General features: G+C 58.4%; 14 protein-coding genes, 1 other RNA gene and 1 pseudogene. 12 read left to right on the top strand and 4 right to left on the bottom strand.

Features of this window, described 5'->3' with window-relative positions:
* Nucleotides 1–406: 406 nt before the first annotated feature.
* The 7 genes and pseudogenes from RQH86_RS12070 (at nucleotide 407) to RQH86_RS12100 (ending at nucleotide 6071) form a co-directional block, all read left to right on the top strand.
* A complete protein-coding gene (locus RQH86_RS12070) occupies nucleotides 407–1006 on the top strand; it encodes a DUF4304 domain-containing protein (protein ID WP_311260582.1) in 600 nt (199 codons plus the stop codon).
* A gap of 507 nt (nucleotides 1007–1513) precedes the next feature.
* Nucleotides 1514–1930 (top strand): hypothetical protein, encoded by a 417-nt coding sequence (locus RQH86_RS12075; RefSeq protein ID WP_311239188.1) that lies wholly within the window; start codon nucleotides 1514–1516, stop codon nucleotides 1928–1930.
* 1274 nt (nucleotides 1931–3204) lie between these two features.
* A pseudogene (locus tag RQH86_RS12080) lies at nucleotides 3205–3663 on the top strand (hypothetical protein).
* Nucleotides 3664–3707: 44 nt separating this feature from the next.
* Nucleotides 3708–4247 carry an HAD family hydrolase gene (locus tag RQH86_RS12085; RefSeq protein WP_055853444.1) on the top strand — a complete coding sequence of 180 codons (540 nt, stop codon included), beginning with the start codon at nucleotides 3708–3710 and terminating at the stop codon, nucleotides 4245–4247.
* Nucleotides 4248–4316: 69 nt separating this feature from the next.
* Nucleotides 4317–4634, top strand: a complete 318-nt coding sequence (locus RQH86_RS12090; RefSeq protein ID WP_055853953.1) for a ribonuclease E inhibitor RraB — start codon at nucleotides 4317–4319, stop codon at nucleotides 4632–4634.
* Between the two features lie 80 nt (nucleotides 4635–4714).
* Nucleotides 4715–4981, top strand: coding sequence for a hypothetical protein (locus tag RQH86_RS12095; protein ID WP_311239187.1), 267 nt, complete (start codon nucleotides 4715–4717; stop codon nucleotides 4979–4981).
* A gap of 874 nt (nucleotides 4982–5855) precedes the next feature.
* Nucleotides 5856–6071, top strand: a complete 216-nt coding sequence (locus tag RQH86_RS12100) for a DUF4287 domain-containing protein (RefSeq protein WP_311239186.1) — start codon at nucleotides 5856–5858, stop codon at nucleotides 6069–6071.
* Between the two features lie 37 nt (nucleotides 6072–6108).
* Here RQH86_RS12100 and RQH86_RS12105 read toward each other — a convergent pair whose 3' ends face one another.
* Nucleotides 6109–6354: a hypothetical protein gene (locus tag RQH86_RS12105; protein WP_311239185.1), complete on the bottom strand. Its 246-nt coding sequence runs from the start codon at nucleotides 6352–6354 to the stop codon at nucleotides 6109–6111.
* A gap of 95 nt (nucleotides 6355–6449) precedes the next feature.
* Here RQH86_RS12105 and RQH86_RS12110 point away from each other — a divergent pair, with 95 nt between their 5' ends.
* From RQH86_RS12110 to RQH86_RS12120, 3 genes are all read left to right on the top strand, one after another.
* Entirely contained in the window at nucleotides 6450–6944 is a 495-nt protein-coding gene (locus tag RQH86_RS12110; protein WP_311239184.1) for an N-acetyltransferase, read from the top strand.
* Between the two features lie 481 nt (nucleotides 6945–7425).
* Entirely contained in the window at nucleotides 7426–8217 is a 792-nt protein-coding gene (locus tag RQH86_RS12115; protein ID WP_311239183.1) for a hypothetical protein, read from the top strand.
* Nucleotides 8218–8468: 251 nt separating this feature from the next.
* Nucleotides 8469–8855 carry a YfeK family protein gene (locus tag RQH86_RS12120; protein WP_311239182.1) on the top strand — a complete coding sequence of 129 codons (387 nt, stop codon included), beginning with the start codon at nucleotides 8469–8471 and terminating at the stop codon, nucleotides 8853–8855.
* Nucleotides 8856–8859: 4 nt separating this feature from the next.
* On the opposite strand, the gene RQH86_RS12125 is transcribed toward RQH86_RS12120, so the two are convergent.
* Nucleotides 8860–8928, bottom strand: a non-coding RNA gene (locus RQH86_RS12125) — sX9 sRNA.
* A 953-nt stretch (nucleotides 8929–9881) separates the two neighbouring features.
* Here RQH86_RS12125 and RQH86_RS12130 point away from each other — a divergent pair.
* Nucleotides 9882–10277, top strand: coding sequence for a DUF1801 domain-containing protein (locus RQH86_RS12130; protein ID WP_311239181.1), 396 nt, complete (start codon nucleotides 9882–9884; stop codon nucleotides 10275–10277).
* 140 nt (nucleotides 10278–10417) lie between these two features.
* Complete coding sequence (locus RQH86_RS12135; RefSeq protein WP_311260587.1) at nucleotides 10418–10831, top strand: DUF5655 domain-containing protein; 414 nt, start codon at nucleotides 10418–10420, stop codon at nucleotides 10829–10831.
* A 106-nt stretch (nucleotides 10832–10937) separates the two neighbouring features.
* On the opposite strand, the gene RQH86_RS12140 is transcribed toward RQH86_RS12135, so the two are convergent.
* Together RQH86_RS12140 and RQH86_RS12145 are read right to left on the bottom strand one after the other, a co-directional pair.
* Complete coding sequence (locus RQH86_RS12140) at nucleotides 10938–13022, bottom strand: methyl-accepting chemotaxis protein (RefSeq protein ID WP_311239179.1); 2085 nt, start codon at nucleotides 13020–13022, stop codon at nucleotides 10938–10940.
* Nucleotides 13019–13516 carry a hypothetical protein gene (locus tag RQH86_RS12145; protein WP_311239178.1) on the bottom strand — a complete coding sequence of 166 codons (498 nt, stop codon included), beginning with the start codon at nucleotides 13514–13516 and terminating at the stop codon, nucleotides 13019–13021. The genes RQH86_RS12140 and RQH86_RS12145 overlap by 4 nt, the downstream gene beginning before the upstream one ends.
* Between the last annotated feature and the right edge of the window lie 472 nt (nucleotides 13517–13988).

The raw sequence follows: 13988 nt of genomic DNA on the forward strand, positions 1-13988 counted from the left end.
AGGCACCTAGCTCAACCGCTCTCGCCGAGTTCTCCGCGCGAGCTTTTCGGGCGCTTGGGGTTCTTGAGCACGAGGAGCGAGAGAGTAGTAACTATGTTGATGAGCACTACTTCTGTTCTGTCGGTCAGGACCCCAAGTTAGAGATCTGCTACTCAGATGACGAGAGATTCTCCGAGCACCGTTTTTGGCTAACCATCTCGGCAAACTCGATGCCTGCCGACACATACGCCAATGAGTCAGCTATGGTGCTTGCGGATCTCGGTTATGAATGTTTCGTGCCCACACCGGGCTGGGCTCGAAAGGACTGGGATGGCCGTGGCTCGCACTTCACGGCCTAACAACTCATTCAAGCCGAACCCGCTTCGCGGGTCGGCTTAATTCAGGCATTAGAGCGCATCTGCGAACCATGAATCTAGGCATATTCAAAAAGGCACTTTCTAAACACTTTTATCCTGTGCTACGGAAGGCTGGCTTCCGCGGTTCCGGATCTACCCTACGCCGGGTAAATGAGCCACTGATCTATGTAGTCAATGTTCAAGGCAGTAGCGGTGGAGATCGGTGCTACCTAAACCTCGGAGCACACCTTTCGTTCTTGCCTTCCGCAAGTTTCAACAAGGAGCCGGATAAGTTGCCGGAATACGAATGCGCATTTCGGTCTCGCATTTTACCTCCAGAGGGGCAGGCCTTTGGTTGGAGCTATGGCACGTCCGAGCAAGAAGCTGAAGCAAGCGCGTTGTCAGTGGCAGAGGCCTGGGCAACCCAAGGAACTGCCTTCTTCGAACGCTTCAAGGCATATCCAGAGAGCTTCTTCAAGCTCGTTGCCAATTTTCAACCCGAACATGTGCATCCGGCAGATTGCCTCCTCATGGCACGTATAGCTGCACATCTGGGTGAGGCCAACTGCGCAATAGCAATCGCAACGTCGGGTCTTGGTCGCGTCGGAGAGAAGGCAGTCGGTCTCCGTCACTCAATCAACCACTTTATTGCTACTACCAATGCGCTCTAACCCTTCAATTAACCGGACATGCCCCGGCAAGCCGGAGCATGTCCGGTTATCTCAGACGCTAGGCGCTCGAAATGATTACCCGTATCCCTGCTCTTGAATTCATGCAAAATTTTGATCGGAACTTACTGCTCAGGTGATGGGCTAGCTTCGCTGCTGGTTACTCGCGTCGGCTACGGACAGATCATTGATTTTCGCTTGGGAGATAAGGTTCAAATTGCTGGAGTGATTGGCGCTTCTGGCTACTCTGTAGAGTTACTTGCCCAACTGGGCTTACCCAGCGTGGTTCGCTTTAGCGGCAGTCTTCGTTCTAAGAGCGAGATCTCGTTCGAGGCTTCTGGTCTACCAATGGGTCTTGTTATTTCTCGTGACGGGGATACTATTACACTCATCACATCTTTCAACGACGCGCCGCCTACCAACTACGTCTTGCAGCGCGCCTAACAATTTATTTAAGCCGAAGCCGCTTCGCGGGTCGACTTAACTCAGACGTTAAGCCCTCGGAAGCTCATGTCGTACGACCTAGTTGTCTATCTGAAGCGTAACGTGATGCCATCACCAGGCGCTTGGCATGACGCCATAGTTGAGGCGGGCTTTCCGGTCGCGTTGGACTACGATTTTAATGTGGACACGTTCTCTGGCTTCCTTCCTTGTCCGGTTAGCGGTGAGACATCCGGCTTTGAGTACTACGCATCGAACGTTGCAGCTGAGGACATAGAGGAGATGCGACTGGCACCGGGCACTGACTTCTCAGTCCAGTTCTGTATCGGCTCACGCCCGCTTGAGCTGGTGTCAGCCCTGGCCGCATCTAGTGTCCTGGCTGCGATGACGGGCGGCTGTCTTGATGACCCTCAGGCAGGCGACTCGGTGCCGGCCGACAGCGCGATTAGTTGGGCAAGAGCTCAGCTAGCACAGGGCGGAGCCTAACAATTCATTCAAGCCGACGCCGCTTCGCGGCGCGGCTTAATTCAGGCGTTAGGCCGTTGTGGAGCAAAAGTGTATGTGGTTGCCGCTTCGGTGAGTTCGCAGGCGTGCTTGCGGTTGGCTCCGGACAGCAGTCATGACCGTTGCTGGTTGCGGCAAGTTCGGTGCTTCGCCTTGGCGAGTCGTTCCCGCGCTGCGCTCGGTGCAGTTGGCATCGGTGGGTATCAGGCGCCGCTGCATCACTGGGCAAGCTCCATCCCGCAAGCTGTGGCACACTCGGTCCCGGCGGCAGTGCTGGGGAGCATGGTTGCACCACTCAACCTCTGCGACCACTGCCTAACAACTCATTCAAACCGACGCCGCTTCGCGGCGCGGCTTAATTCAGGCGTTAGACCGCAAGGGAAATCGCGTGAAAGGCCCAACCAACAAGTTCCTCATCGTCGGCGGCGCACTGAGTGGCGTTGCAGCACTGATACATCTTGCGTGCTTAGTAGTGGGCGCGCCACTCTTCCGCCTCTTGGGCGCTGGAGAACAGATGGCGCAACTTCACGCTGGGGGCAGCTGGTACCCAACAGTTGTCACGCTCGCGATCGCCACCGTCTTGGCCACCTGGGGTGCGTACGCACTCTCGGCCGCGGGCGTATTCTGGCCGTTTCCGCTACGTCGAACAGTCCTTACGGCGATCACAGGTGTTTACATCGTTCGCGGTGTGGCGTTCGTCCCGGTTATGGCCTACTTCCCTGGCAACAGCCTCACTTTTTGGGTCGTGAGCTCGGCGATATGTCTCGCCATTGGTCTGGTGCACCTTGTTGGGCTTCGACAGTCGCGGGGCAGGCTGCGTCGGCTTGCGGCCTAACAATTCATTCAAGCCGAACCCGCTTCACGGGTCGGCTTAATTCAGGCGTTAGGTGATTTAAGAGCTACTGTGGCGGTTGCACCGGGAGCGGCCAGATTGCTGGTGTTGTTCTGCGGCACGCTTCTGGGGTTGGCTGGTGCGGCCTTGGCTTCGGCGGGTTCACTTGGCTCACGGTTTTCATGCTGCTGGCATGCGGCTTCGGTGCTAGGAGAGTGTGCTGGGTTGTCAAGTTCTTGTTTCTGTGACTAGGCCGCTGGGGCTGTGTCGGGTGCGCCCAGAGCTGCCTGACTTCGGGTGATTGCTTCGGTGTCCTCTGCTATCGCCGCTGTAGCGCCGAACTCTGATACATTCCCCCCTAACAATTCAATCAAGACGAACTGGCTTCGCCAGTCGGCTTATTTCAGGCGTTAGGCATTCCAACATGAACCAGCAGCCTGAGACGGTCAAACAGCAAGTTCTGCGTGAAATGTCTGTCGCAATTTCCCAGAATAACTGGCAGGCCTCATGTGATCTACTGAGCCTTACCCTAACTATCGGCGAGCCAGAAAATCGGTCAGACATCCTCAATGAGCTGCTTGTGATGCCAGGGCACGAGCTTCATCAAGAGATAACCAGGGAAATCCAACTCCTTCGTAGTCCGTCGAGCGTTCGCTACATTCGTCAGGTTCTCGAAGGTGACTTTCAAATGTTTGAGTACACGTGTTCCGAACCAGGCGTTATTGCCAAGTAGTTCAGCCATGCTCTCGCAGACATCAACACGCCCGAGTCCATCGCGCTCATCAAAGAAATCGCCGCATCAGGCAAGCCTGACGTAGCGGAAGAAATGGCATACCGGCTGAGGCGCCTGAATGCCTCACCCTTCCTTCAAGCGGACGCCTGACCGGGCCACTTAAGTCAAACGTTAAGCCCCACACCCAGCGCTGCATGACACTCTTGATTCTAGATCTCGACGAGACACTCATCCATGCAACCGAAGGTTGCCTGGACCGTGATCCTGACTTTGAGGTTGGACCGTACGCTGTGTACAGGCGGCCGGGCCTTAGCTCGTTTCTGTCTACGGTAGGTTCGCACTTTGACCTAGCAGTTTGGACTTCTTCTACTCGTCTGTACGCGGCGCCGGTTGTCGCGGCAATCTTCCCACCGGACATCGACCTCAAGTTCATATGGTCCCGCGAGCGTTGCACGATGCGCTTTGATCCAGAGCATCAAGACTATGAGTGGACAAAGAATCTTGGCAAGATAAAGCGTCGGGGTTATCGGCTTGAACAGGTGCTGATGGTAGATGACACACCCGCCAAGCTGGCCAAACACTACGGAAACCTCGTCAGGGTGAAGCCGTTCTTTGGTGATCTAGCTGACCAGGAACTGTTCCAGCTAGGTGAGTACTTGCCAACACTCGCAAAGGCACCAAACGTCAGAAGGCTTGAAAAGCGCTTCTGGCGCAAATCCGCTAGTGATTCCTAACAATTCATTCCAGCCGAACCCGCTTCGCGTGTCGGCTTAATTCAAGCGTTAAGCCGTATGGAGATTTCAATGAGCTGGCCAGATGATGCAGATGGGGATGTTTTTCGGCGCCTTGAAGCCGATGGCTTCGATTTCTCCAAACCCTATGCAGTTGATTACAACGTGGACTTTGAGTCTTGGCCTCCTGCTCCATTGGCACTTGAGGTACTTCGTTCGCAGTACGGCGGCATTGAGGTGATTGAGCCAGATGAGGACGGAGATGGGTATGTTCTCTTCCAAGTCATTGGACCCGTCACCTACGCAGGAGTCATTTCCGTTCAGCGCCGCACCAGCTCAACAATGCAGCCATTTGGCGGCATTTGTGAGTCCTGGGGAGTCATGCACTAATGCGGCCTAACAACTCATTCAAGCCGAAGTTGCTTCGCAACTCGGCTTGACTCAGGCGTTAGCCGGCAATGGAGCATCACGTGGAGCTGAAAGATTTCATTTCCGAGACCTTGGTCCAGATTGTGGGCGGAGTTGTTGATGCTCGTGCCAAGGTCGATGCGCTCAATGCCGGGGCACGCGTCAATCCGTTCCTTGACCCAATGGCTGACCAGCTCGCCAGACATGGTTTCACGCTTGCGGGCGGTGATGCGGTGCAGTTCGTTGAGTTTGAGGTGTCGATCACAACTAAGGACGTTTCGGGCACAAAAGGTGGCGCGGGTGTGTTCGTCGCACCCTTGACTTGGTAGCAGCGGACAGTCAAGCAGCGAGCAGTCCGGCAGCAGCAAAGTTTCGTTCCTGGTGCCGCTGACCTTGCCATGCGAGCTTGTCGGATAACAATTCATTCAAGCCGAACTGGCTTCGCCAGTCGGCTTAATTCAGGCGTTAGCCCCTAGGAGATTTGGTTATGCGATTTGGATTATTTGCTGGTCTGTTGTTAGCTGCCTCGACTAGTTCTGCGCAGTCGGTGCACGTCTATGATGGGTACTTGAAAGGCGAGACGTATGTGACACAGTCACCTGCCACTCGATCAGCCTATGTAATGGGCGTTGTAGACGGGCTGCTGAGCTCTGGATTCTACGGAGCCTCTAAGGAAGAGGTGCAGAAGGTTCATGCATGTACTTCTGAAATGAGCAGCGAGGCATTGCGAGACGTTGTTGATAAGTATCTGCTGACCAACAAAGATGTCTGGAAAGACCCCATGAATGTTCTCGTGTCGAACGCGCTAGTGGGGGCTTGCCCGGTGATGCGGCCAGGCGGCTAACTATTCATTCAAGCCGACGCCGCTTCGCGGCGCGGCTTAATTAATGCTTTAAGCCTCACAGGCAATGTCTCGAGTCACCCGATATAGGCTTACTTACCTGCTGGTACTAGCGGTGCTGTTGGCTGTTGTGTTTCTTGTCGTCCGTAGCACGGGCGGGAGCAACCTAGTTATGGATCGAAGCGCACCTTAGCGCGCCTGAAATCCTCCTAGCTGGGCCCGCTTGATGAGGCACTTATATCTTTTTGACCTGTAGGCGATGCTCTGATCGCCACTTGTCCGACGTCGTGTTGCTGGACAAGCAGATGCAAGCCAAGCCAGTTATCCTGACCTCCCTACTTCTTCAATAGCGAGAACCGTTTGTGACTACGGAAACGAAGGTCAAGGGACCAGCTTCGTACTTCCCCTCCATCGAGAAGAGCTACGGGAAGCCGGTTGCGCATTGGTTCAATTTGCTTGACTCCGTAAAAGACAAAAAGCATATGGAGCAGGTGGCTTTCCTCAAGACCGAACATGAGATTGGCCACGGCCATGCGAATGCCCTTGTGGCCTACCACAAGGCCCAGCGCGATCTCTAAGCGTTTACCGAAGCCAACAGTTCTTTGCGGTGCGAACTCACTCCAGCATTAGGTCAGATGGTAGAGATGACAGATCTTCCCCTTCGGCGTCCCTGCTGCGGGTAAACAATTTATCGAGCCTGGTGGTTTTGACAACTGCGCTGTGTGTCTCTGGAAGGACGATGGCCAGGATGACGAAGATGCTGATGAGGTCCGGGTTGGCCGAAGTAGGCACATCAGCCTTAGCAAAGGACAATTGAACTACAAAGAGTTCGGTGCTTGCTGAAAGAAAGACCTCCTTCATGCACGTCCGCCACGTCCCGACGAGATGCTGGCTGTGGGTTAGCAATTCCGCTTCGCCGGCCGGCTTCACTCAATCAGTAGGATCCGCGATTCATCATGCGCATTCGACAAGCAAACGCGTCCGATCTCGCTTCGATGTGGAGCATCTTCAAGGCAGTTATTTCAGCGGGTGATGCACTGCCATTCGCTGCTGACTTCGATCTTTCCACGTTTCAGTCGCATTGGTTCACATCGCAGAGGTCTTACGTCGCTATCACTGATGCCGCTGTGTTGGGCATGTATAAGTTTGGGGCCAATTACCCCGGGCCTGGGTCTCATGTGGCCACTGCCACCTATCTGGTGGATCCGGAGGCGCAAAGCCGGGGGGTTGGACGTGCGCTTGTCCAACACAGTCTGACGCAGGCAAAAGATGCCGGCTATTTAGCCATGCAATTCAACTATGTGGTGAGCAGCAATGCGCCAGCTGTGGAGCTCTACAAGAAGCTGGGGTTCGCCATCGTCGGTACTTTGCCACAGGCGTTTCACCATCGCCGACTGGGGCTCGTGGATGTCTATGTCATGCACAGGCCTCTGCAGGCAGAGGATGCCTGAGGATTCGTCTAGCCAGCCCGTTGGGCAGATCGGTGGTGGTGCCATCTTCGGGTCGCCTGCACATAGACGTTGCACACAGGGCGAGTTTGCACGATGCGTCGCGATAGCATCGAGAAGACAACTGGCTGTGGCGGAACTGCAGTTGCTTTCATCGAGGCGCCGCTCTTGTGCGCGTGGCTCACAGACTCCGCAGTGCGCAACCCAACGGTGTCGGCTCCTGCGACGTGCCTCGCCAGCTGCGTTCTGCCAGCCCTGCGCACGCCTGCGTGCTTCGTTACTTGCACCTTTGCACCGAAGTCAAACAACAAGCATCCACTCCGACGCGAATGGACGGCGACCGCGAGCGCGTCGCCTGCTCCGTGACAGGCTGGCAAGACGATGCCGCGTCAGGCATGGTTAGCGCCTTGTGTCTGCGCGCCGCTCTATCACGCTTGCACTCGGCGCCCTGCGCTGCCACTCACACGTAATCGCCAAGGAACGCATGTTCTCCTTCTTCAAGAAAAAAACCACACCGTTGTTGATCGTTCGAGCAGATGGAAAAGAGTTGTGTCGCGTGACAGAACAAGATCTCCCTTGCGAAATGACGCCTTCAGTGCAGTTGAAGTCTGGCAGCATGCTGGAATGTGCGGATTCGGCAGGAGACGTACGCACGCATGAGCTCGGTAGTGCGTCTGGATGGTTCCATTTTTCCGTGCGCGTCCATGCCAATCTGGGATGCCAAGTGGATTGCGTCATTTCCGAGGACCAGCAGCTCGCTGCGGATGCGTTTGCGACCGGCAAGGCATCCGGGATCAGGTTTCAGCCGTTCTTTTTGCCGGGCGCAGAGGCCAGCAACTCCGCGCTTGCGGGCAAGGGGCTGTTCGCGCGGGGACTGCACTACGGCGGCACGGTCACCAGTGGCAACGTGGTGCTGTCCTGTGTGTGCGACCACTGCCGGCGTTCATTCCAGATCCGCTCCTATCACGCCGGATTTAGCAACGCGGGCTACTTCTACTCGGCATCTGGCGCGTACACCATGACGGTCGACAGCCATCTGCCTGGCAGCCCAGCGGCGCTGTCCGAGCCCGATGCTGACGCGCTTGCTGCGCTGGAAAGCGCATTGCCTCTGGCACCCGACGGGTCGAGCTATAGCTACCTCAACCCTTTCCGCTGCCCGTATTGCTCCATGCCATACATCGATTTCAGAGCGAACCCCGGCTTGCGGGAGAGCGAGTATTACGGAAATTATTTTGATGGCTCCACGCTGCTGCGCTATGTCCCGGCAGATGCCTAGCGTTCGCCCTTGATGCGCGCAGGCTGGATTGATGCGGTTAGCCGGACGCGATGCAGTGGCGCGCAGTAATGCTTGCGCACAGTGCACGCTGTGCTGTGCCATTCCGATACCCGCGCTGTCTTGCAAGACCGACGCCTCCGACCGTCTTGCACCATGAAGTGGGCCGTGCTCTTGATTGACGCTGGACAACCCTCGCCTCCATCGGCTGTTCTACCGGCTAACAGGGTGGCGTCCTGCGTTACCATGCGGTCATGAACACTAAATTTCTTCTTGTTGCACTATTCCTGTGTACCTCTGCTTCTGCACAAGCTGTTTCGCCAACCACCACACGTGAGGTTGGCCAGCTTTTCAAAGCACTTGAGCAATCCAACTGCGAATTTTCCCGCAACGGGTCGTGGTATGCAGCGCCGAAAGCCAGCGAACACTTGCAGCGCAAGTACGAGTACCTGAAGAAAAAGGCATTGGTGACGTCTACCGAGTCTTTCATCGAACTCGCCGCGACCAAGAGCAGCATGTCGGGCAAGGCGTATCAGGTACGTTGCGGGAACGCCGCGCCGGTATCGAGCCAGTCATGGTTCATCGGCAAGCTACGGGAGTTACGTAAGCGACCCTCGAACAACGACGCCGCGTCCGGCTAAGAACGGCTGACGAAAGCTGGCAAGCAGTTGTCAGGTGAGTGTGGACGGCGCTGAGGAACCGAAGTGTAGGCATTGTCCGTGCCGCACCGAGTACCGACCGCGCCCGCCTGGCGGCTCTACGCTCGTTTTGTTAACTGTTCTAAGCCACTCGGCCGCGTTTGATCCACCGATCAACACGCAGTGGCAGGCCCGAGGCTGCTCGAGCGGTTCCAATCGCTGAAGCAGTGTTGCCGGCAGGCTTGCGGTACAGGACCGCCTGTTTGACCTCTACACGTGCCATGACGCGTCGATTGCCTGACACGCACACCGGTGATGCACTTTTTCAGCGAACGCTAGGTGGCCGGTGGAGTGCGAGTCTCCGCTATCAACGCGCCCTCCGCAGCAGGCATTGATTCTGCACACAGTCCCGTTGTAAGCGTTGCCGATGACGTGTTTCAGATCACACCAGATGATCTGCGGTTGGCTGCTGATGTGCCCGAGATGTAGGTCGAACACTGCCGGCCTAGCGCATGCTGGCGAGGCGCTTGATACCGAGCCGGGTCGGTGACCGCAGAACGTCAGCGATGACTGGATCAACTCGACGGAAGGCGGACAGCATGAGTGTCCACCAGTCGGTCAAGCCGAATCAGCTTCGCAGGTCGGCCTTATTCAAACATTCGGCGACTCAGTAAAACGTAGCCCGGACTGAGATGATGATGGAGGATCAATTCCAGAAGGCAATGCCCCCGCTTTATCAATCGGTCCCGGACAATGCGCGGGCGGCTCGCTTTGCGATCTATCGTAGACAAGATAAGGATTGGATGCCTGACGTTGGTAAGCCATTCAACAACGCTGCCGTCGGGGACCGGTTCGCTACAGATCAGACTGCTTTGAACGAGGGGCCGCAGGTGGCTAGAGAACATGCTATTGAGCCCCTTGTTGGCTTCCTCAACAAGCGTCGACGCGAGTGATACAGCGGTCTAACAACGCATTCAAGCCGAGTCCGCTTCGGATATCTACTTGGGGCGATTCAAGGGAGAGCGCACGGTGACGGACAAGAAGCGCAAGCCAGCACTATCTGTGCAGTCCTTCATTGATGCACTCGACCATCCGCTCAAGCGGGAGATTGTTGCGATCAGGCAACTCTTGCTGGGTGCGGATCCGACGATCTCGGAGGAGATCAAATGGAACGCACCCAGCTTTCGCACCACCGAGCACTTTGCCACCATGCATTTGCGCGCAACAACCGCGGTGCAGCTTATTTTTCATCTGGGCGCCAAACCCGGACGGAAGGTTCCAGCAGACGCTATCGCTGATCCGGAAGGGCTATTGACGTGGCACGGAACAGACCGCGCCTCGCTCAGTTTTTCCGGGGCCGCGGATCTGGCGCTCAAGCATGACGCATTACTTGCGATCATTCGGCAATGGATCACGCATGTTTAGAGCGGCGAACAAAAGGACTGTACAGCCGCAAAATGCGCGCGGCCAGTGCTTGGAATCGGCATGTGCTACTCGCACATTGACGACTGCTCGCTACGTTGTGTTAGCGCTCTTCATTCAGTGAATTACCGGTGATGACGCGCATGTGGGCATGCCCCAACTGCAATCGCCGGTTCACTCGAACGAATCAGCGCCACGCGTGCGGAACAGGCGATCGACGCGAGGTCTTGCGCGGCAGGCCAGCCGATCTGGTGGAGCTGTATACCGCGCTGGAGACGTTCATGACCGCGCTTGGAGCAGTGGAGTGCGTCGCGCGGGAGCGGTATGTCCTCTTCCGCAGCTGCAAGGTTTTTGCGGATGCCACCATCATGACAGACGCGATACGCCTTGCTGTCCACCTTGGGCGACGGGTGGACCACGCGATGTTCATTAAATCAGTGACAGATGGAAAGCAGGTGACCCAGATTGCGAAGCTCTACACACGGGCCGATCTTGAAGCCATAAAACCGTTTTTGCACGAGGCGTATGAGCGTTCGATTGCTTCGCGCGCACTCTAGAAATCCCGTGAAGCCAACCCACTCGCAAGTCTGCGTTACTGATCAGCGCTTGCTCGACCCTGCTGCAGCACTATACCGATGACGGTGCCGGGATTGATCGTTCGCTTCAGGCCGCGCGTTTGGCGCAGTTATCGAATGCGTCGGCAACAAACGCACTCACCGCATCTTCCAGCTGCGCGGCGTGATCGCCCATCGCGCGTGCAGCAGCACTGGCGTCCTGCATGCGGGTGACGCCGTCGCGCATGTCGGTATCCACGTCGTTAAGGGTGTGATGCACCTGCGCAATGCTGCCGGCTTCCTGTTGCGAGGCGATGGCAATCTTGCTGAGCGTGCTGCTGACCTGACCGATGGTGGCCACAATGTGCTGCATGCCTTGGCCAGCGTGGCGCACCTGCTGCACGCCTGCCTGCATGTGCGTGACCGACTCGCCGATCAGCGTCTTGATCTGGCTGGCGGCGGTGGACGAGCGTAGCGCCAGCGCGCGCACTTCGCTGGCGACCACTGCAAAACCGCGACCTTCGTCGCCAGCGCGCGCGGCTTCGACCGCAGCGTTCAAGGCCAGAATGTTGGTCTGGAACGCAAGGCCGTCGATCACCGAGATGATGTCCTGGATGCGGCGCGATGCTTGCTCCATCTGCTGCATGGTGCCCATCGCCTGTTGCATGGTGTCGCCGCCACTGCGTGCGGCCTCCGAAGCAGCGGCAGTGAGTTTGTCCGCATCCGCTGCCTGGGCGGTGTGTTGCTGCATGGTGCCGAGCACCGCCTGCATCTGGGTAGCGGTGTGGCCCAACGTAGCCGACTGACGCTGCACTTGCTGCTCCAACGCATCGTTGCGGGTGAGGATGTGGCCGGCCGCATGATTGATCGCGCTGCTTGAGCTGCGGATCTGCGCAATGATGCGGGCCAGTTCATCGGCGGTGGCATTGGCATCGCGCTTCATCTGCTCGAACACGCCTTCGCACGGGCGATCGATGCGTTGCGACAGATCGCCGCGCGACATCGCCCCCAGCATCTGGCGCATGTCCTGCAGGCTGTCGTCGGTGATGGCGAGGAAGCGGTTGACGCCTTCGGCCAGCTGGCCGAGCGTGCCGCCGTTGGCATGCCCGTGCAGGCGCGCGCCCAGTTCGCCGCGCGTGGCCTGTGCGATAACGGTTGCCAGCTGATCTTCCAGCATCAGGTCCTGGGTGCGGTCCTGCCACTCCACCACCACGCCCAGCGAACTGCCGTCATGATCGTGCACCGGCGTGATGTTTTCCTGCAGCTGCAGCGCAGCGAGGGCGCGCGTTCTGCTGGTGCCGGTGGCATGCCCCAGCTGTACTGCATCGGCCAACGCGGTCTCCAGCACATCGGCATCGACGTGCGTGCTCAGTTGCTGGAACGACTGATTGCGGTAGATGGCAGCGCCCTGCCCGTCGACGATGGCCACCGCCATCGCAGAGGCGTCCAATGCCAGGCGGATGCGGCGGTTTTCCAGCAGTAATTGCTGTTGCTGCGCGATGCGTTCTTCCACCTGCACGCTCATCCGCACCAGCGCTTGCGCCAGCGACCCGCTGCGGAATGTCTGCTGCATGATCGCCGGCGGCAAGGTGGCACCGGTCGCCAGGGTGTCGGCCAGTTCCGCCAATGCATCGGCTTCGTGATCCAACGCATCGACCTGTCGCCGCAGTTGGATAGCCATCACGCAGACGAAGGCGGTTTCCACGATCACGTAGCCAGCGTGCAACAGCACGATGCCGAAGCCGCTGCCGACAGTGAAGGCCTGCACCGGCATCCCGCGCGATTGCAGCCAGTAAAACGCCAGATGGTGCACGGCGATGGCGCCGGCGGCGACCACCACCGGTAGCCAGTCGCGGTAATACAGCAACAACGCCAGGATCACGAACACGCCGAAGTGCATTTCCACCAGACCATGCGCTTGCTGGATGGTGGCGGCGACCAGAGCCATCAGCACCAGCGCGTTGGTAATCCGGGTCAGGCGCGTGCCGGGGTTTGCATGCACCTGCCAGGCCATCAGCAGCAGGCTGGGCAGCGTGACGGCGAGGAAGGTGGTCCATTGGCCCTGGCTCCAGGCCAGGACCAGCGAGCCGGCACTCTGCAGCACCGCCAACCACAGGAACAGCCGGTCGGCCTTGATGGCCAGACGCGTGGCGTAGTTGGAGGTCGGCGGCGCCGATGCGGACAGTTCCATCATGACAGCGACTCCACGGCACACGGACAGGGGGACACCACTGCGGCACTTGCCGCGCGGTTTAGAACTTCAGGCAGCCAACGCGACCACGCCGCCGCACCCGCAGTGCCGCACACCGCGCCACCGTCTGCGGGGCCGGCATAGCGCGGCTGACCATCGGCGCCGAGTAGCCACACGGTGTAACCGCTGCCCTGCAGTGCCGGGCTGTCGAGCAGCCGCACCTGGCCGCCGTGGGCGCGCACGGCGGTGCTGAGCACGGCCCAGGCGCGATCTGATGCGAGATCGGTGCAGGCGCAGGCGCCGACGACGCCGATCAACATTGGCGCCGCCTGGGCGGCCGGCAGGCCCGCCTGGACCTGTGCCCAGGCACTGCTCAGATCACCGGCTTGCGCGCGCGGGGTTGTCCAGGCCACGGCAATCCAGCCGCACCACAGTGCGAGCAGGGCGATGCCCAGGGTACGTCGCGATGCACAAGACAGGCTGCCGAGCACAGGCATAGAGGAGTGGCTTCGCGAAATAAGGTGAGCCCTTATCGGACGCACCTGCGTGCGCTTGAGCCAGCTTGCGATTGAAGTTTGCGATGGGAGCGATAGGCAGGCGCTTGGCCGTTGCGCTGCAAGCGTTTGCCGTCGCATCTACCCATGCCGCGGCGATCAGGCATTTAGCTGAAACGCGATTTTGTGAGCACACGTTCACACTCTTGCAGCTGCCCGCAGCAGGTCGTCAACGCCGCCGAGACGGGCGAGGTAGCACCACTATGCCTCCGCGACTTGCCGGATCACTCCAGCTCGGCGGCCGTGAGCGCATCGGCGCAACACCCCCGACCGCCTGCCGTACGCCACCGGACGTCAGTGGTGGCAACACGGCGGGCAATCGGAGCAGTCGGCGGACTACCTGCGCCAACCGCACAGCCACGCAGCCACGCAGCCACGCGCGTGGCGACCATCGTTTCCACGCCAAGGACACCGC

The sequence above is a fragment of the Xanthomonas sp. WCS2018Noco2-27 genome, from assembly GCF_031843525.1.
In the GTDB taxonomy this organism is placed as follows: domain Bacteria; phylum Pseudomonadota; class Gammaproteobacteria; order Xanthomonadales; family Xanthomonadaceae; genus Xanthomonas.